The organism is Planococcus koreensis (assembly GCF_004761975.1).
Taxonomy (GTDB): Bacteria; Bacillota; Bacilli; order Bacillales_A; family Planococcaceae; genus Planococcus; species Planococcus koreensis.
Genome location: NZ_RQII01000006.1, coordinates 1 through 17,588, shown reverse-complemented (window position 1 = coordinate 17,588; position 17,588 = coordinate 1). Strand labels below are relative to the sequence as shown.

Genomic DNA, 17,588 nt, shown 5'->3' with positions numbered 1-17,588 from the left:
TACTATGTCTGCACTTTATAAAGAACTGCAGCCTCCGGATTCATTTAAAATCCGGCTGCCGTATCCATTTTCCAATTACGACCGCCAGCTGTTGACGCTCTTGTACCAGCCGATGATCGGGGCGGAAGCCACTGCGTTCTATTTGACGCTATGGGCGGAAGGGGAAGCGCAGGGCGAAGAAGCGACCCATTATTCATTAATGAACACATTGGGCATTTCAATCGCGAAGCTTTTTGAATCCCGCATCCAGCTTGAAGCGATCGGTTTGATGAAGACCTTCAAGAAAGACAATGGGCACCGGTCGTTCATCTATGAACTATGTCCGCCGCTTGACCCGAAAACGTTTTTCCAGGATCCATTGCTGTCGATGTTCCTGTTCAGCAAAATCGGCGAATCGGCTTACCGCAAAGTGCGGGAGCGGTTCTTGAATCCGACCGATATCGGCGAAGGCTTCGAGGAAGTGTCCCGCACATTCACGGATATTTTCCGCCCGGTCCATGCGAAAGCCGGCTACCCGGCGGAGACGAAAGATTTGCATGAACGCAAAAAAGGGGCTTACCAGACCGAGTCCGATTTCGATTTCAGCTTATTGCAACAAGGTTTGTCCGAGCAGCTGGTGCCGAAACGCGTCCTGACGGCTTCGATTAAAGATACCATCGGAAAGCTAGCGTATTTGTACAGCTGGGGGCCGTTGGAAATGCAGAAAGTAGTCTTGCTGGCAATTGACGAAGATTATAAAATGACGGCCGAAAGCTTGAAAAAAGCCGCTTCGGAATATTATAAATTGACGGTTGCCACGACAGCACCGCAGCTCGTCCATGTGAAGAAGGAAGAAAAGCTTCCTGAAGAGAAAAACGAGCCGAAAACCCGGCAGGATGAGCTGATCCTTTATTTGGAATCGGCTGCGCCCGTCGAAGTTTTGAGGGACATCGCCAATGGCAATGAACCGCTGCCTGCAGATGTCCAGTTGGCGAACCAGCTTGTCATGCAGCATGGCATGGAGCCGGCAGTGGTCAATGTGCTGCTGCAATATGTCCTGCTGCGCACCGATATGAAATTGACGAAAGCGTACGTCGAGAAAATCGCATCGCATTGGCTGCGCAAAAATGTCACGACGGCGAAAGAAGCGATGGAACTTGCGCGCATCGAACATGAGCAATATGTGAAATGGAAAGCGGAAGGTTCGCCTTCGGCTGCATCAAAAGCACCTGCGCGCCAGAACAGAGGCAAGCCGCTTCGCGAAGAAAAGCTGCCTGAATGGTTTTACACGAAAGAAGAAACGCCTGCGGCTTCCGGCCCGAAAAACGAAAGCCTGGAAATCGAGAAACAAAAGCTTCTCGCTAAATTGGCGATGAAGAAAGGGAAAGGTGATTAAATGGAGCCCATTCGCGAAACAATGAAACGCGTCGTGAACGCACCGGCTTTTTCAGAGCGCTATAACGACATGCGCAAGGAAGTGCTGGAGCATCCCGGCGTCCAAAAATTCCTGGAACAGCATGCCTCGGAAATCGACAAAAGCACCGTCGACCGTGGGCTTCACAAATTATACGAGTATATCGACCAATCCCACGACTGCCATAAATGCCCGAGCTTTGAAGGCTGCGTCAACCACTTGAAAGGCTTCGAACCGAACCTTGTGCTTGAACGGGGCACAATCGGCATTTCCTATACGGCCTGCCGTTTGAAAAATGCCCATGACAATAAACGCAGGGCTTCTTCGATGATCCACAGCATGTATATGCCGAAAGAAGTTATGCAAGCGACGCTTGATGAATTCGAGCCGGACGACAGCCGCATGGAATCGTTCCGCGCGGTCGGCAAGTTCCTAGATGAAACGACAGGGCCCGGCCATATGCCGGAAAAAGGCTTGTATCTTTACGGCAAGTTCGGCGTAGGCAAATCTTATTTGCTGAGCGCCGTTGCCAACGAACTTGCGGACATGAATATCCGCTCGGTTTTGGTTTTCGTGCCCGAATTCATGCGTGAAATGAAACAGGCAATCGGGGATCAGACGCTGCAGGAGAAAGTCGATTACGTCAAAAAAGCCGATGTGCTGATGCTTGATGACATCGGGGCAGAAGCGATGTCGAGCTGGACGCGCGACGAAGTCCTCGGCACGATCCTGCATTACCGCATGGCGGAAAAGCTGCCGACGTTCATGACATCGAACTTCAGCTATTCCGAATTGCAGCACCATCTCACGTATTCCCAGCGCGGCGAGAAAGAAGATTTGAAAGCGGCACGCGTCATGGAACGAATCCGTGCCTTGACGACGCCAGTGAAGCTGGACGGCAAAAACCGCAGAAATTGACAGTTGAGCTATTGCGTTTTCATGATTTACACAGTATAGTAAAAACAATCGAAATATGATTTAACATGCGTTGACAAGGACAATAGCGGACTGTACGACTTTCAGAGAGAGAAGCCCCGGCTGCAAGCTTCTTAAGTACCGGCACGACGCTTACCGCCTTCGAGCAGCAGCTGTGAACTTTTTTTAGTAGCAGCTGACGGTACCGGCCCGTTAGCCGATGCAGAGCTTCGTTCCGCACAGATTTTTTCTGTCCGGAATAGAAGAAGGGTGGAACCACGAACATAGCTTCGTCCCTTTGGGATGGGGCTTTTTTGCGTTTTAAAAAGGAAGCACCTGCTCAGACCCTGTGAATCCAGGTGCTTCAGCGACAACAGAGAAAAAGGAGAGATTGGCATGGCAGACATGATTCAACTAAAATTCCCTGACGGAGCAGTAAAAGAGTTCGAACGGGGCACAACTACTGAAGAAATCGCTCAATCGATCAGCCCAGGATTGCGCAAAAAAGCATTGGCCGGCAAAGTAGGCGACAAATTGGTCGACTTGCGTGCGCCATTGAACGAAGACGGAGACCTCGCAATCATCGTCCCTGAATCGGAGGAAGGCTTGGAAGTGCTGCGCCACAGCACAGCGCATTTATTGGCACAAGCGGTGAAACGCCTGTACCCAGATGCAAAATTGGGTGTTGGCCCGGTCATCGAGAACGGCTTCTATTATGACATCGATACAGCTTCAGCGATCACTTCAGAAGATTTGCCGGTAATCGAAAAAGAAATGAAGAAAATCATCAATGAAAACGTTGAAATCATTCGCCAAGACGTATCGCGCGCAGAAGCGCAAGAGCGGTTTGCAGCGATTGAAGATCCATATAAATTGGAACTTCTTGAAGCGATTCCTGAAGATGACCAAGTCTCCATCTATGAGCAAGGCGATTTCTTCGACCTATGCCGCGGCATCCATGTTCCATCGACTGGCAAGTTGAAAGAGTTCAAATTGTTGAGCGTCGCAGGAGCGTATTGGAGAGGCGACAGCGATAACAAGATGCTGCAGCGCATCTACGGTACTGCTTTCTTTACAAAAGACGAATTGAAAGCGCATCTTGCCATGCTTGAAGAAGCGAAAGAGCGCGATCACCGCAAAATCGGCAAAGAGCTGAATTTATTCATGAACTCGCAGAAAGTCGGCCAGGGCTTGCCGATGTGGCTGCCGAAAGGCGCAACAATCCGCCGCATCATTGAGCGTTACATCGTCGACAAAGAAGAACGCCTGGGCTATGACCATGTCTATACTCCAGTCTTGGGAAGTGTGGAATTGTATAAGACAAGCGGCCACTGGGACCATTACCAGGAAGATATGTTCCCGGTCATGGAGATGGACAACGAGCAGTTGGTGCTGCGTCCGATGAACTGCCCGCACCATATGATGATTTTCAAACAGGGCATTCACTCATACCGCAACTTGCCGATCCGCATCGCGGAATTGGGATTGATGCACCGCTATGAAATGTCAGGCGCTTTATCCGGCCTGCAGCGTGTACGCGGCATGACGTTGAACGATGCGCATATCTTCGTCCGCCCGGACCAGATCAAAGACGAGTTCAAGCGTGTAGTGAACTTGGTCGTCGAAGTTTATAAAGATTTCGACATCAAGGATTATTCCTTCCGTGTGTCGTACCGCGACCCAGCGGACAAAGAGAAGTATTTTGATGACGACGCAATGTGGAACCGCGCACAAGCGATGCTAAAAGAAGCAATGGACGAGCTTGGCCTGGATTACGTGGAAGTGGAAGGCGAAGCCGCTTTCTACGGCCCGAAATTGGACGTCCAAGTGAAGACAGCACTAGGCAAAGAAGAGACATTGTCGACTGTGCAGCTCGATTTCCTGCTGCCGGAACGCTTCGACCTTTCATATATCGGAGAAGACGGCAAGCAGCACCGCCCAGTCGTTATCCACCGTGGCGTCGTGTCGACGATGGAACGCTTTGTTGCATTCTTGATCGAAGAATACAAAGGCGCGTTTCCGACTTGGCTCGCACCGGTCCAAGTCGAAGTGATCCCGGTTTCATTGGACGCGCACAGCGCTTACGCCAAAGAAGTCCAGGAGAAATTGCAGTCGCATAAATTGCGCGTCGACATCGACGAGCGCGACGAGAAGCTTGGCTATAAGATCCGCGAAGCGCAAATGCAGAAAGTTCCTTATATGATCGTCATCGGCGACAAGGAACTGGAAAGCGGTTCGGTCAACGTCCGCAAATACGGCGAACAGCAATCAGAAAGCATGCCATTTGATGACTTCCTGAAAATGATCCAAAGCGAACTTCGCTGACATGGTTGACACGGCAACACACGCGTGATATCATAGTTGAGGTTATAGAATACTTATATGTGCAAAGCAGGAGCACCCGCTTCTCACCTGATCGACCGATTGTTGGCAGGTATACACGATTGACTACTACACGCGTGCGTGTTGTCATATTAGGCGGGTGGACCTCTGTGGTCCATCCGCTTTTGTTTTGCATCGGAACCTGTAAGCCGACAATCGTCGGTTCGAGCATTTAAGATATTCGCGACACTATCCGGAGGTGGATTAATATTAGCAAAGACATTAATGTAAACGAAGGTATTCGTGCACGTGAGTTACGGGTTATTGATCAGAATGGTGAACAACTCGGTATTAAAACACGTAACGAAGCACTTGAAATTGCTGCACGTGTCAACTTGGATCTTGTTCTAGTGGCTCCTCAAGCTAAGCCGCCGGTCGCACGTATTATGGACCACGGGAAATTCAAGTTCGAACAGCAGAAAAAAGATCGTGAAATTCGTAAAAACCAAAAAGTGATCATCGTGAAAGAAGTTCGTTTGAGCCCTTCTATTGACGATCATGATTTTGATACGAAACTTCGCAACGCGATCAAGTTCCTTGAAAAAGGCGACAAAGTAAAAGCTTCAATCCGTTTTAAAGGCCGTGCGATCACGCACAAAGAAATCGGACAGCGCGTACTTGAACGCTTCGCAGAAGCGTGCAAAGAAGTCGCTACGGTTGAGCAGCGCCCTAAAATGGACGGTCGCAGCATGTTCTTAATGCTTGCTCCAGTCAACGAAAAAGAATAAGAGATTATTGTTTAGGAGGAATTCGAAATGCCGAAAATGAAAAGCCATAGCGGTGCGTCTAAACGTTTCAAGAAAACGGGTACTGGTAAAGTAAGACGCAACAGCTCACACACAAGCCACTTGTTCGCTAACAAATCAACTAAGCAAAAACGCAAACTTCGCAAAGGGAAACTTGTTTCTTCAGGCGATTTGAAACGCATCAAATCTTTGATCTACAACATGAAGTAAGAAAATTTCAAGCGATCCAGGAAAATGGATGCTCGAATTTAGACATGAACAAAAAATCGAATTTTTTATATTCAAGCAGGAGGTAATGAATTATGCCACGCGTAAAAGGCGGAACAGTGACGCGCCAGCGTCGTAAGAAGGTCATAAAATTAGCAAAAGGGTATTATGGTGCGAAGCACATCCTTTTCAAAGTAGCAAACCAACAGGTGATGAAGTCAGGTAACTATGCTTACCGTGACCGTCGCAACAAGAAACGTGATTTCCGCAGACTGTGGATCACACGCATTAACGCGGCTGCTCGTATGAACGAGATTTCTTACAGCCGTTTGATGAACGGCCTTAAAGTTGCCGGCATCGACATCAACCGCAAAATGCTTGCTGAAATCGCTGTAACTGATGCAGCTGCTTTCACAGTATTGGCTGACCAAGCTAAAAAAGCATTGAACAAATAAGATAGACCATAAGAAAAGACTGGCGAAAACTCGCCAGTCTTTTTTATATGACAAAGGGGGAAACATGATGTTTTTGATCATCGCAGGCTATTTTCTAGCCTTGTCGCTATTGGCTTTCTTTATGATGCTGATCGATAAAAAACAGGCACAGCGCAGAGGGCAGCGGATTCCAGAAAAAAACCTATGGTCCGCAGCTATATTCGGCGGCGGCATTGGGGCTTACGCAGGCATGATGGCTTTCCGGCATAAAACAAAGCGCACGAATTTCCGCGTCGGTTTTCTCATGCTTGCCGTAATCGACGCTGCTATACTGGTTTGGAGCTATCAGACATTCCGGTAAAGGAAGCACTCAACTTTCTTTATGCAATAACTGGCCGATGGGGCTTTTCCAATCGATTCTCGCATTCGGATAATTCATATGAATTTCTTTTTCCAGAAAAGCGAAATCTTCTTTCGAAAAGCCCTGCAGTTTGGCCGGATTTTCAGTCCAGACGAAAATCGATACCACTTCAAAAGCATCCTCAGTCGTCCCCAAATATTTTTCCCCTTCGAATAATACTCCGCGCATCGCAATAAAGAAATTTTTCTGCACATTCGTGACGTCATCATAAAAATAATAATTGCCCGATTCGATTGCCGAATCGATTTTGCGTTTAGGATCCAGAATATAGCGGATCAAGCGGTAAAAAAAGTATATGATCAAGCCAATAACAATTAAACGAATTAAAAATGCCATGCAAAATCGCCCTCTCTCCCCGAGTTCTACTGTATAATACGAACGGAAAAGGGTATGGTTTCAATATTTTACCGAAAAAGGAGTGCTCGCATGAATTTGCAGAAATTATTTAAAATGCAGGAAGAGCTGGACCGTTTTATCCAGTCGAACCAAGGAATCAATGAAGATGTCTTCCGGAAAAAAGGGCTTGCGCTGCTGATCGAGCTGGCAGAACTGGCAAATGAAACTCGCTGCTTCAAATTCTGGAGCCAAAAAGGTCCATCAGAACGCAATGTCATTCTGGAAGAGTATGTGGACTCGATTCACTTCCTATTATCGCTCGGCATTGAAAAGAACCTGAATATGCTGGAAGAGTGGCCAGAACGCGTGAGTGAGAATGACTTGACCGAATTGTTCATCGGCACACAGCGCGAAATCCTGGATTTTCTGGAAGATTATTCGATGACCAATTACCAGGATTTGTGGAGCTGGTACGGAGCGATCGCGGAAGAACTCGGCTTTTCCTACGAAGATATCTTTGAAGCTTATGAGGCTAAGAACCAAACCAATTATGATCGCCAAAATGACGGCTATTAAAGGAATTTTTTGATAATGGAACGGCTTTCATTTATAATAAAAAAGAACGAATACTTAGGAGGTCGAAATAATGAGCAAAATGGATGAAACAATTGAAATGCTGAAAGAATTGACAGATGCGAACGGCATACCGGGCAACGAGCGCCAACCGCGTGAAGTCATGAAAAAATACATAGCACCGTTCGCTGATTCCATCGAAATGGATGGATTGGGCGGTTTGATCGCCAAAAAAGAAGGCGCAGCTGACGGACCGAAAATCATGGTAGCGGGCCATTTGGATGAAGTCGGTTTCATGATTTCCAAAATCGATGATAAAGGCTTCTTGAAATTCCAGACAGTTGGCGGCTGGTGGTCGCAAGTCATGCTGGCACAACGCGTGACGATCACAACACGCAACGGCAAAGAGATTACGGGAGTGATCGGCTCAAAACCGCCGCATATCCTGTCTCCGGAAGCACGCAAAAAGCCGGTTGAAATTTCGGATATGTTCATCGACATCGGAGCGTCTTCACGCGATGAAGCGAAAGAATGGGGCGTAACACCAGGAGACATGGTGACGCCGTATTTCGAATTCTCGGTCATGAACAACGAGAAATTATTATTGGCAAAAGCTTGGGACAACCGCATTGGCTGCGCTATCGCAATCGATGTATTGAAAGGCTTGAAAGGCGTTGACCACCCGAACATCGTTTACGGAGTGGGCACAGTGCAAGAAGAAGTCGGCTTGCGCGGCGCGCGTACAGCGGCTTCTAAAATCCAGCCGGACATCGGTTTTGCTGTAGACGTCGGCATTGCTGGTGATACGCCTGGAATCACAGAAAAAGAATCGACAAGCAAAATGGGCGCTGGCCCTCAAATCTTGCTGTTTGATGCTTCTATGGTATCGCACCGAGGATTGCGCGAACTAGTCGTTGATACGGCTGAAGAAGCTGGCATCCCGTACCAGTTCGAAACGATTGCAGGCGGCGGAACAGATGCCGGCTCGATCCATTTGACAGCTAACGGCGTTCCATCGTTGTCAATCGGCGTAGCCACACGCTACATCCACTCGCATGCAGGCATCCTGCACCGCGACGATTACGAAAATGCGGTCAAATTGATCATCGAAGTTATCAAGAAATTGGATAAAGACACGGTTGCGCGCATTACATTTGAGTAATGGTGTGACACTATGGCCCCTCGCCGGTTGGCGAGGGGTTTTTTGTTGTTGCAAGTTTCCGCCCTTACATCGCTTTTCGCTTGCGAAAAGCTTCCATCCGGCTAGTCGTCCCGGTTTTGATTTTACTTAAAACCAAGCCTTCCGCCTCCAGCGGAAGACTTTTACATTGCCGGAGGCCGCAAAAAGAACAGACCGAAAAAGAATATATGTAAATAATACTTTACTTAATGTTAAGTATAATATACATTATGTTATATAAACCAAACATGAAAAAGAAGAAAGGGCGATGCGGATGTTGAACAATCGGGTCAGGGAGCTGCGTGCGCGCTACGGCTTTACGCAAAGCGATCTGGGCAAGCAAGTGGAAGTTACGCGGCAGACGATTGCTTTTATTGAAAAAGGTGAGTTTTCGCCGTCGATTACGCTGGCGTTGAAACTCGCGAAAGCGCTGCAGACGAATGTGGATGAATTATTTTGGCTTGAGGGGGATGAGAAGGATGAAAAATGATTTTCGCTTGCAATATCCGTTGTGGATGATGGGTTTTATCGTCGTATTGGGGTTGTTGGCTTTTGGGCTTAGTTCACCAGTTACCGAGGTAATCAATGAACGAAGTATTGTGATTAGCTTAGGTCCTGTCGGAACAATTTTTGCTGTAGGTTCAATCGTGATTTACATCATCATGCTGACGATTTTTTTGCTCAAACTTAAAAAGCACAATAAAAAAAATCCTGCGCAGCGGATTTCTCCGTTTTCCATCCGTCCTCCTGAGTATTTGGAGCAAGATGAAGGCATGACTTACATCACCCGGAAAGCGGCGCAAAAAGTCTACACATTCATCACGTGGAGTTTGCCTGCTCTCGCAGGTTTTGCGATTGCTTTGTCAATGCCGAGACTTTACATCATTTTCGGAATCCTGCTGGTCGCACTTGGCCAATACTGGATTTATTTCAGCGAGATCCGCAAGCATTTAAAGGAGGAAACTGAATGACCTACGAATATTTCATGGTGTTTCTGGGAGCTGCGATTCCGTGGATGGAAATTGCGCTTGTCATCCCGCTCGGCGTCGTTTGGGGGCTGTCGCCGTTTTGGGTGATGGTGCTAGCGTTCGTTGGGAATTTGCTGACGGTGCTTGCGCTCATTATCGGCTTTGATAAATTTAAAGGATGGCATCAAAAACGCCAAGAAGCGAAAGGCAAAACGCCATCGAAAAAAAGCGAACGCGCCAAAGACATCATGAACAAATACGGGCTTCCCGGGCTTGCGCTATTGGGACCGATTTTGATCGGCACGCACATTGCCGCATTCGTGGGTATGACGCTCGGCGCAACGAAGCGCAATACGACGATTTGGCTGACGGTGAGCATCGGTTTATGGACGCTGATATTCGGGCTCGGCACAGCATTAGGATTTGACTTGTTCACGTCGTAAGCGGTCACCTGCGCTTTTCTGTATTGTCCAGCTCCAGTGCCCAGGCCCTCGAGGTCGCTTCGGTCTTGGCCTGAATGGAAAAAGCGCCATTCATCCCAAGCCCTCCAGCGCTAGTCAGGCCTACCAAGGCACCTGCGCTTTTCTATGCTATAATTGAGCTATTCTAGATAAAAAGGCGTGAACAAAATGAAAAGAATTGAATCGGTGCAGAACTCCCTTGTGAAGCATTGGAAAAAGCTGGGGACGACGCGGAAAGAGCGCGATAAGTTTGAGGAATTCCTGGTTGAAGGATTTCATTTGACGGAAGAGGCGTTGAAAAAGAAAAGTTTGATCAAGTCCATCATCGTCCGTGAAGGCGTCGACATTCCAGACGCTTGGGACATTTCGGATGTCCCGCAATATTCCGTGACCGCTGCGGTGGCGAAGGAGATTTCGGAGACGGAGCATTCGCAAGGCATTTTTGCCCATTGCGCGCAGCCTGAATTCAGTGAAGACGAGCAGCGTTCGTGGACGAAAGTATTGCTGATCGACGCAGTGCAGGATCCCGGCAATGTCGGGACGATGATCCGCACAGCTGCAGCGATCGGCATTGACGCGGTCGTTCTTGGGAAAGGTTCGGCTGATCCGTACAACCCGAAAACGGTGCGTTCGGCGCAAGGTTCGAATTTCCAGATTCCCGTCGTCAAAGGCGAGTTGTCCGAATGGATCCCGGCTTTGAAAGAGCAGGACGTGCGCGTCTTCGGCACGGCGCTGCTCCACGCAACGCCGGTTCACGAAGCACAGGCGCAGGAAAAGTTCGCGTTGATGGTCGGCAATGAAGGCAGCGGCGTGGATCCGGTTTTATTGCAGCAGACAGATGAGAATTTGGTGGTGCCGATCTATGGTGCAGCTGAATCCCTGAACGTTGCAGTGGCGGCAGGCATCCTGCTGTATAGCTTGGTTCCGAAAAACTAATTTGATAAAGCCGCATAAGTTTCGTATAATGAATGAATAAATAAACAAAAGCTTTGACCGGGAAAAGTATGTTGCCAAAATGCATCGAAGGGATTCCGCACCTTGACTGAAAGTGTGGATATGCAGGGGCCGCAGAAGTTCACCCCGCGAGCTGCCAGACGGGACCAGCAGAGATGCTGTAAAGTCGGGCCGGTGAAGAGCCGTTATGTAAATGAGTGATTGCGCTTGCGCATTAACTAGGGTGGTACCGCGAATAATGCCTCGTCCCTTTTAGGGACGGGGCTTTTCTATGTTTAAAGGAGGAGAAAAAATGGAAGCACAATTGCACGTATTGAAAACAGAAGCGCTGGAAAAAATCGCAGCTTCAGAAAACGTGAAAGAATTGAACGGCGTCCGCGTGGCGTATCTCGGCAAAAAAGGGCCGATCACGGATTTATTGAAAGGCATGGGGAAACTGCCTGCCGAAGAACGTCCGAAAATGGGCGCATTGGTGAATGTTGTCCGTGAAGAAGTGACAGCGTCTCTTGAAGAGCGCATGGCATTGCTTGAAGAACAAGCGATCAATGAAAAATTGCAGAGTGAAACGATCGATGTGACCTTGCCAGGCCGTCCGGTGCAAACCGGTAATGCGCATCCATTGACGCGCGTCGTCGAAGAAATCGAAGACTTGTTCATCTCGATGGGCTATGAAATTGCGGAAGGCCCAGAAGTGGAGAAGGATTATTACAACTTCGAAGCGTTGAACTTGCCGAAAGGCCACCCTGCGCGCGATATGCAGGATTCCTTCTATATAACAGAAGACATTCTTTTGCGTACGCATACATCTCCAGTCCAGGCGCGGACGATGGAAGCAAAAGGCGGAGAGCCGATCAAAATCATCTGCCCGGGCAAAGTGTACCGCCGCGACAATGACGACGCGACGCATTCTCACCAATTCACGCAAATCGAAGGCTTAGTCATCGGTGAAGATATCCGCATGAGCGACTTGAAAGGGACTTTGTCTGTATTCGCGAAGAAAATGTTCGGCGATGAGCGGGAAATCCGCCTGCGCCCAAGTTTCTTCCCGTTCACGGAACCGTCTGTTGAAATGGACATCTCCTGCTTCAAATGCGGCGGAAGCGGCTGCAACGTCTGCAAAAAAACCGGCTGGCTTGAAATTCTGGGTGCCGGTATGGTGCATCCGAATGTCCTTGAAATGGCCGGCTATGATTCCAAGCGTTTGACTGGATTCGCATTCGGGATGGGGCCGGAGCGCATTGCGATGCTGAAATATGGCGTGGAAGACATCCGCCATTTCTATACGAATGACGTCCGCTTTTTATCCCAATTCCAACGCACTGAAGTATAAGGAGGAAAATCAACTATGTTAGTATCCATTAAATGGCTCCAAGAGTACGTAGATACACAAGGTTTGGCACCAGCCGACCTTGGCGAAAAAATCACGCGATCCGGCATCGAAGTTGATGCGGTGATCGACCGTTCACACGGCATGACCAATGTTGTCGTCGGATACGTGAAGGAATGCGTCAAGCATCCGGAAGCGGACAAGCTGTCGATCTGCCAAGTTGATGTAGGCGGAGAAACAGACCAGATCATCTGCGGCGCACCGAACATCGCAGCCGGCCAGAAAGTGATCGTGGCCCGTCCTGGTGCAACATTGCCGGGCGACATCAAAATCAAAAAAGCGAAACTGCGCGGAGAAGAATCGAACGGCATGATTTGTTCGCTGCAGGAACTGGGCATCGAAAGCAAGCTCGTCCCGAAAGCTTACGCGGAAGGCATTTATGTATTGCCGGAAGAAGCGGAAACAGGAAGCGACGTCATCACGAATTTCGATTTGGATGACACCGTTTTGGAATTGGGGCTGACGCCTAACCGCGCAGACGCGATGAGCATGATCGGCGTTGCCTATGAAGTCGGCGCCATTTTATCAGAAGACGTGAAATTGCCGGAAATCAGTTATACCGAAGCTGCCGACTCAGCAAGCTCGCTGTTGACGCTGAACATCGATGCACCGGATGCGAATCCATTGTACGTTGCGAAAGTTGTCCGCAACGTCGAAGTGAAAGAGTCGCCGATGTGGCTTCAGCAGCGCTTGATGGCAGCTGGCGTGCGCCCGCATAACAATATTGTCGATGTTACCAATTACGTTCTAATGGAATATGGCCAGCCGCTTCATGCGTTCGATTACGATTCGTTGAAAACCGGCAACATCACCGTTCGCCATGCTAAAGAAGGCGAAATGATTACCACGCTCGATAACGCAGAGCGCAAGCTGTCCGCACATAATTTAGTCATTACGAACGGTGAAGAACCGGTGGCGCTTGCGGGCGTCATGGGTGGGGCGAATTCAGAAGTCAGCGCTTCGACGACAACGATTGTCATCGAATCCGCTTATTTCGCATCCGGCTCGATCCGCCAGACGTCGAAAGACCATAATCTGCGCAGCGACGCAAGCTCGCGCTACGAAAAAGGCGTCGACCCGAACCGCGTCATTCCGGCTGCAGAACGTGCTGCTAGTTTGATCGCTGAACTTTCTGGCGGAGAAGTATTGTCCGGTTCGGTCATGTTCGACGCATTGGATAAAGAAGAGAAAATCGTCACGGTTTCGCCGGACTTCATCAATGCACGTCTAGGGATGAAGATTTCATTCGAAGAAATGATGCGCATCCTGAAACGATTGAAATTCAATACAGAAGCGATCAACGGCCAATTAGTGATTTCAGTGCCGACGCGCCGCCAAGACATCCAGATCGAAGAAGACGTCGTGGAAGAAATTGCACGCCTGCACGGCTACGATGAAATCCCGGCGACATTGCCGGAGATGGAAACGACGCCAGGCGGCTTGACGCCTTATCAGCACAAGCGCCGCATCGTCCGCAATTATTTGGAAGGCGCAGGCTTGCTGCAGGCGATTACGTATTCGCTGACTTCCAGCAAATCAGCGCAGCAATTCGCATTAGCGAAAACTGAAATGACGCGCTTGTTGATGCCGATGAGCGAAGAGCGCAGCACACTTCGCCAAAGCCTGTTGCCGCATTTATTGGAATCGGTATCGTTCAACACGGCACGCCGCAGTGATTCGGTTGCTCTTTATGAAACAGGAGCGGTATTCCTGAAAACGGATGGCGAATTACTGGACGAAGAAGAGCATTTGGCTGTCGCCATGACTGGTTTATGGCTGGATAACGCTTGGCAAGGAGAGAAAAAATCGGTTGATTTCTTCGTGCTGAAAGGCATTGTCGAAGGACTCGCTGCAAAACTTGGCGTTGCACTCGAATTCGAGCGCGGCCAAATGGACGGCTTGCATCCGGGGCGTACAGCGTACATCATCAAAGACGGCAACCGCATCGGCGTCATTGGCCAATTGCATCCGTCGGAACAAGCGGCACGCAACTTGAAAGACACAATCGTGCTGGAAATGAACTTGGCAGTTCTGTTGAATGCCGAGCCGGAAGCGTTGCTTTACACGCCAGTGCCGCGCTATCCATCGATGTCCCGCGACGTTGCCCTAGTGCTTTCGAAAATTGTCGAAGCAGGATCGATCGAAAACACGATCCGCAACGCAGGCGGCAAATTGCTGAAACAAGTACGCGTCTTCGATTTATACGAAGGCGACAACATGGAAGAAGGCAAAAAATCAGTAGCCTTCTCACTGACTTACTTCGATCCGGAGAAAACCTTGACTGATGAAGAAGTAACGCGTGTGCACGAAAAAGTTCTTTCGGCATTGAAAGATGCAGGAGCCGAACTGCGCAGCTAATAAATCAGGCAGTTGGACGTATCAAAAAGTGGAGCCAAAATGGCTTCACTTTTTTTATTTACTCTACAAAAAATAAAAGGCAATTAATCCATTTAATTAGTTAAAAATATCTATTTTTATTTAAAGTATGTGATAATATATATTCATGAGTTAGAATTTTGCGGTAAAAAGTACTACGAATGAGGAAGAATAATGTTTTAAGGGAGATGAGCAGAAGTGAAAAGCGTGCTTCTAAACAATAAGGGCTTAACATTGGTAGAAATATTGGCGACGCTGGCACTCATCGGCATCGTCTTTGTAGGCGTCATGTCCATTTTCCCTCAAATGTCATTATTTAATGAAAAGACTTATACCAAATTAGACACGATGAATTTGGCGAGGCAGGAAATCAGTGAAATGAAAGCATTGACCTTCACCGGTACACCCGTTGAAATACGCCAAAAGCTTGTGGCGGATCCGTTAATGGCTTATTCTTCAAACCCTCTTTTAAATGAAACAGGGCCTGGCGGAGAAATAATCCACTACTTCAAGAAAACCAAAGGCACTTATGAATATGAATTGCGGTTTAATGAAACGCCTAAGTTCACGGGCGAAGCAGCGCTAGGGAAGCTTTATCAGGTTCATTTGACAGTGAAGACCGGGCAGACATTCAATAGTGAAACATTTGCTTATATTGAAGTGAATTAAAGGGGTGAGGAAAATCGGCTTTAAGTTGATAAACAATGAAAGAGGCGTAACACTGCTCGAACTTATCGCTGCACTTTTGCTTGCCTCATTAGTAGTGGGAATTTTAATGACTTCTTTTTCAATCGGCGCCAAACACAATGTTTCAGCTTCCGATACGCTCAGGGTGCAGCAAGAAGCCAATCTAGTAATCGCTAAAATCAGCGCCAAACACCGAAGCGGTGAATGTTATAACCTGAAAGAAACAGGAGGAAAACTGTTTTTTGTATCGTATAAAACCGGAACGGCCATCCCATGCTCAGAAGAATTGGCAGTTGAAGCCGTATCCGATAGTTCATACGAGTATAAAGTAAATACCAATGGCTTTCTTGGAAATCCCAAGAAATGCGATTTGAAATTGGAACTAACTGTGAAGAGCGGAACGAGGGAAGTCGTTTTAAATTCCACCATTTCACGAATAAAAACTGAGGGGGCCTGTGGACCATGAACAAGCTTAAAGAAGAAGGCGGCTATACTTTAATCATTGCACTTTTATTGATTGTATTATTTATGGGGATGTCAGCAGTATTTGTTCAAGCTTCTTTAAGCCATGCGACGCAGGAACAGACAGTGGATCAAGGGAATCTCGCAGTCTCTGCAGCCGAAATGGGTGTAGAGAAGTACTCGAAAGAAGCTGAGAATGCTTTTGCAAAGACCTATGCAAAAGTGAACGCTTCGGCTTTGCTTAAGAAGAAAGCACTTGAAGCGGAAGTGAAAAAGTATCCCAATCATGCAAACTTAAATGCAATTTGCCTAAAAGCGAGTAAACCCGTTATGCAGGACTGGATTCAATGTAATATCGACAAATACGACGAAGAGTTGAGAACAGAATTCTTTAATGAAATGCAGGTCCAATTGAGTTTGATTAATAAAGATGAAGTGGCAGTTAGTGATACATTGTCGCACGAACTTGCAAGCATCTCGCTTTTGCCGATGACTGCAACAGACAAGACGATTAATTTGAAAATGGATGTTACCGGAGAAAAAAGCGAGCCAAACCAGGTGCCATCTGCAACCAAAACAGTGTTAAGATCAAAGACGCTGCCTACTGAATTGAATTTTCCAGAAGTGCCGTTCTTTAATGATGATTCAGTATCTGAAGTAGAGGTGAAATGGGGACAACCGATAACTGAAGTGACGAATTTTTTTCCGCAATTAGTCGACAAACCATTAGCGGCATGTCCATCCGCTGCCAGCATCACAGCGGATATGTCTCCATGCAAATTTGATGGAGTAATAACTGAGGCATATTTAAAGGCCTTGAAAGATGCCAATGTAGATGGATCATTCTATATCAAAGTAGATGAATTCCCTCAGCAAATAAATAACTTCAATGCCTACAATATACCGATACTAGCCGACAGTGGCTCCATTACAACCCAACCCAATATTAACCAAACAGACAATTTAACGCTTTACTATAAAGGACTGTTGGCATTGCAAAATACCAACGTCCACACGAATAATAATTTTATTGTCGCTGAAATAATAACTTTCCAAAACAACCAAAACATCTATAATAATACAATTATTAATATTGGTAACACTGCAAAGAGCACCTATACGGCCAGTAAAGTTACAATTAACGATGGTTCTAAGTTATGTGTGAATTTAGATGGCATTACACCATCACCGGCGGATATGTTTACGAAAATTGATGTAAGTGAAACGAATGGAAGCAGCAGCTCGGATTTAGCGGTGAGGGGCACTGGAAAGATTTATCTTTTTTCAAAAACTGGTCCTGCAACGGTGTTGCCAAGCAATGCAAAAGTGGTTTACTTTAATGATCCAACGAAATTCTTGGAAAACTGTGGAGTTGCCGTTAATTACAATGTTGAAGGTGTAGAGATATTCGGCCTTCCGCTCTTGATTTCAGATTTGGAATGGGACGTAAATATGGATGTAACATATTAAATAAAAAAACGAAATCCTTGGATTTCGTTTTTTTAATTGTAAATTTATTAGTGCTAAATACTTAAAGTGTGCTTCCTTTTCACCAAAGATATGTTAATATAAGAATGTTCGAAAAATTAGAAACCAAATAAAAAAAGCTTAAGGGACCTCCCCTTAAGCTTTAAAATACACGTAAGTTGTTGATTACCGTCTTTTCGCGGCAAGATCTTTTGCTTTCTTCGTATTAGCAAAATGGA

At 47.3% G+C, this 17,588-nt stretch carries 19 protein-coding genes and 2 other annotated features; of the genes, 18 read left to right on the top strand and 1 reads right to left on the bottom strand.

The window, feature by feature from the left end:
* Window positions 1-4: 4 nt before the first annotated feature.
* From EGV91_RS01040 to EGV91_RS01010, 7 genes are all read left to right on the top strand, one after another.
* Entirely contained in the window at window positions 5-1,375 is a 1,371-nt protein-coding gene (locus tag EGV91_RS01040) for a replication initiation and membrane attachment family protein (protein ID WP_135500319.1), read from the top strand.
* On the top strand, window positions 1,376-2,311 hold the full coding sequence (gene dnaI, locus EGV91_RS01035; protein WP_135500318.1) for a primosomal protein DnaI: 936 nt from the start codon (window positions 1,376-1,378) through the stop codon (window positions 2,309-2,311). It abuts the gene before it with no gap.
* Between the two features lie 393 nt (window positions 2,312-2,704).
* A complete protein-coding gene (gene thrS, locus EGV91_RS01030) occupies window positions 2,705-4,633 on the top strand; it encodes a threonine--tRNA ligase (protein ID WP_135500317.1) in 1,929 nt (642 codons plus the stop codon).
* A 58-nt stretch (window positions 4,634-4,691) separates the two neighbouring features.
* Window positions 4,692-4,827: a sequence feature (ribosomal protein L20 leader region), on the top strand.
* A gap of 84 nt (window positions 4,828-4,911) precedes the next feature.
* A complete protein-coding gene (gene infC, locus EGV91_RS01025; RefSeq protein WP_135500316.1) occupies window positions 4,912-5,418 on the top strand; it encodes a translation initiation factor IF-3 in 507 nt (168 codons plus the stop codon).
* A gap of 27 nt (window positions 5,419-5,445) precedes the next feature.
* Window positions 5,446-5,646, top strand: a complete 201-nt coding sequence (gene rpmI, locus EGV91_RS01020) for a 50S ribosomal protein L35 (RefSeq protein ID WP_006831131.1) — start codon at window positions 5,446-5,448, stop codon at window positions 5,644-5,646.
* Window positions 5,647-5,738: 92 nt separating this feature from the next.
* On the top strand, window positions 5,739-6,098 hold the full coding sequence (gene rplT / locus EGV91_RS01015; RefSeq protein WP_135500315.1) for a 50S ribosomal protein L20: 360 nt from the start codon (window positions 5,739-5,741) through the stop codon (window positions 6,096-6,098).
* A 64-nt stretch (window positions 6,099-6,162) separates the two neighbouring features.
* On the top strand, window positions 6,163-6,438 hold the full coding sequence (locus EGV91_RS01010) for a DUF1294 domain-containing protein (RefSeq protein WP_241666079.1): 276 nt from the start codon (window positions 6,163-6,165) through the stop codon (window positions 6,436-6,438).
* 9 nt (window positions 6,439-6,447) lie between these two features.
* On the opposite strand, the gene EGV91_RS01005 is transcribed toward EGV91_RS01010, so the two are convergent.
* On the bottom strand, window positions 6,448-6,834 hold the full coding sequence (locus tag EGV91_RS01005) for a sigma-w pathway protein ysdB (RefSeq protein WP_135500314.1): 387 nt from the start codon (window positions 6,832-6,834) through the stop codon (window positions 6,448-6,450).
* A 90-nt stretch (window positions 6,835-6,924) separates the two neighbouring features.
* Here EGV91_RS01005 and EGV91_RS01000 point away from each other — a divergent pair, with 90 nt between their 5' ends.
* The 11 genes from EGV91_RS01000 (at window position 6,925) to EGV91_RS00950 (ending at window position 17,352) form a co-directional block, all read left to right on the top strand.
* Complete coding sequence (locus EGV91_RS01000; RefSeq protein WP_135500313.1) at window positions 6,925-7,410, top strand: dUTP diphosphatase; 486 nt, start codon at window positions 6,925-6,927, stop codon at window positions 7,408-7,410.
* Between the two features lie 70 nt (window positions 7,411-7,480).
* A complete protein-coding gene (locus EGV91_RS00995; RefSeq protein ID WP_135500312.1) occupies window positions 7,481-8,569 on the top strand; it encodes a M42 family metallopeptidase in 1,089 nt (362 codons plus the stop codon).
* Window positions 8,570-8,861: 292 nt separating this feature from the next.
* A complete protein-coding gene (locus EGV91_RS00990) occupies window positions 8,862-9,077 on the top strand; it encodes a helix-turn-helix transcriptional regulator (protein ID WP_135500343.1) in 216 nt (71 codons plus the stop codon).
* A complete protein-coding gene (locus EGV91_RS00985; protein ID WP_135500311.1) occupies window positions 9,067-9,558 on the top strand; it encodes a hypothetical protein in 492 nt (163 codons plus the stop codon). The genes EGV91_RS00990 and EGV91_RS00985 overlap by 11 nt, the downstream gene beginning before the upstream one ends.
* Window positions 9,555-9,998: a small multi-drug export protein gene (locus EGV91_RS00980; protein WP_135500310.1), complete on the top strand. Its 444-nt coding sequence runs from the start codon at window positions 9,555-9,557 to the stop codon at window positions 9,996-9,998. The genes EGV91_RS00985 and EGV91_RS00980 overlap by 4 nt, the downstream gene beginning before the upstream one ends.
* 186 nt (window positions 9,999-10,184) lie before the next feature.
* Window positions 10,185-10,952, top strand: a complete 768-nt coding sequence (locus tag EGV91_RS00975; protein ID WP_135500309.1) for a TrmH family RNA methyltransferase — start codon at window positions 10,185-10,187, stop codon at window positions 10,950-10,952.
* 44 nt (window positions 10,953-10,996) lie between these two features.
* Window positions 10,997-11,224 (top strand) — a binding site (T-box leader).
* A 38-nt stretch (window positions 11,225-11,262) separates the two neighbouring features.
* On the top strand, window positions 11,263-12,300 hold the full coding sequence (gene pheS, locus EGV91_RS00970; protein ID WP_135500308.1) for a phenylalanine--tRNA ligase subunit alpha: 1,038 nt from the start codon (window positions 11,263-11,265) through the stop codon (window positions 12,298-12,300).
* A 15-nt stretch (window positions 12,301-12,315) separates the two neighbouring features.
* A complete protein-coding gene (gene pheT / locus EGV91_RS00965) occupies window positions 12,316-14,715 on the top strand; it encodes a phenylalanine--tRNA ligase subunit beta (RefSeq protein ID WP_135500307.1) in 2,400 nt (799 codons plus the stop codon).
* A gap of 216 nt (window positions 14,716-14,931) precedes the next feature.
* Window positions 14,932-15,402, top strand: a complete 471-nt coding sequence (locus EGV91_RS00960; protein WP_135500306.1) for a prepilin-type N-terminal cleavage/methylation domain-containing protein — start codon at window positions 14,932-14,934, stop codon at window positions 15,400-15,402.
* A 4-nt stretch (window positions 15,403-15,406) separates the two neighbouring features.
* On the top strand, window positions 15,407-15,886 hold the full coding sequence (locus EGV91_RS00955; protein WP_158290553.1) for a prepilin-type N-terminal cleavage/methylation domain-containing protein: 480 nt from the start codon (window positions 15,407-15,409) through the stop codon (window positions 15,884-15,886).
* Complete coding sequence (locus tag EGV91_RS00950; protein ID WP_135500304.1) at window positions 15,883-17,352, top strand: hypothetical protein; 1,470 nt, start codon at window positions 15,883-15,885, stop codon at window positions 17,350-17,352. Before EGV91_RS00955 ends, EGV91_RS00950 begins: the two co-directional genes overlap by 4 nt.
* Window positions 17,353-17,588 lie beyond the last annotated feature (236 nt).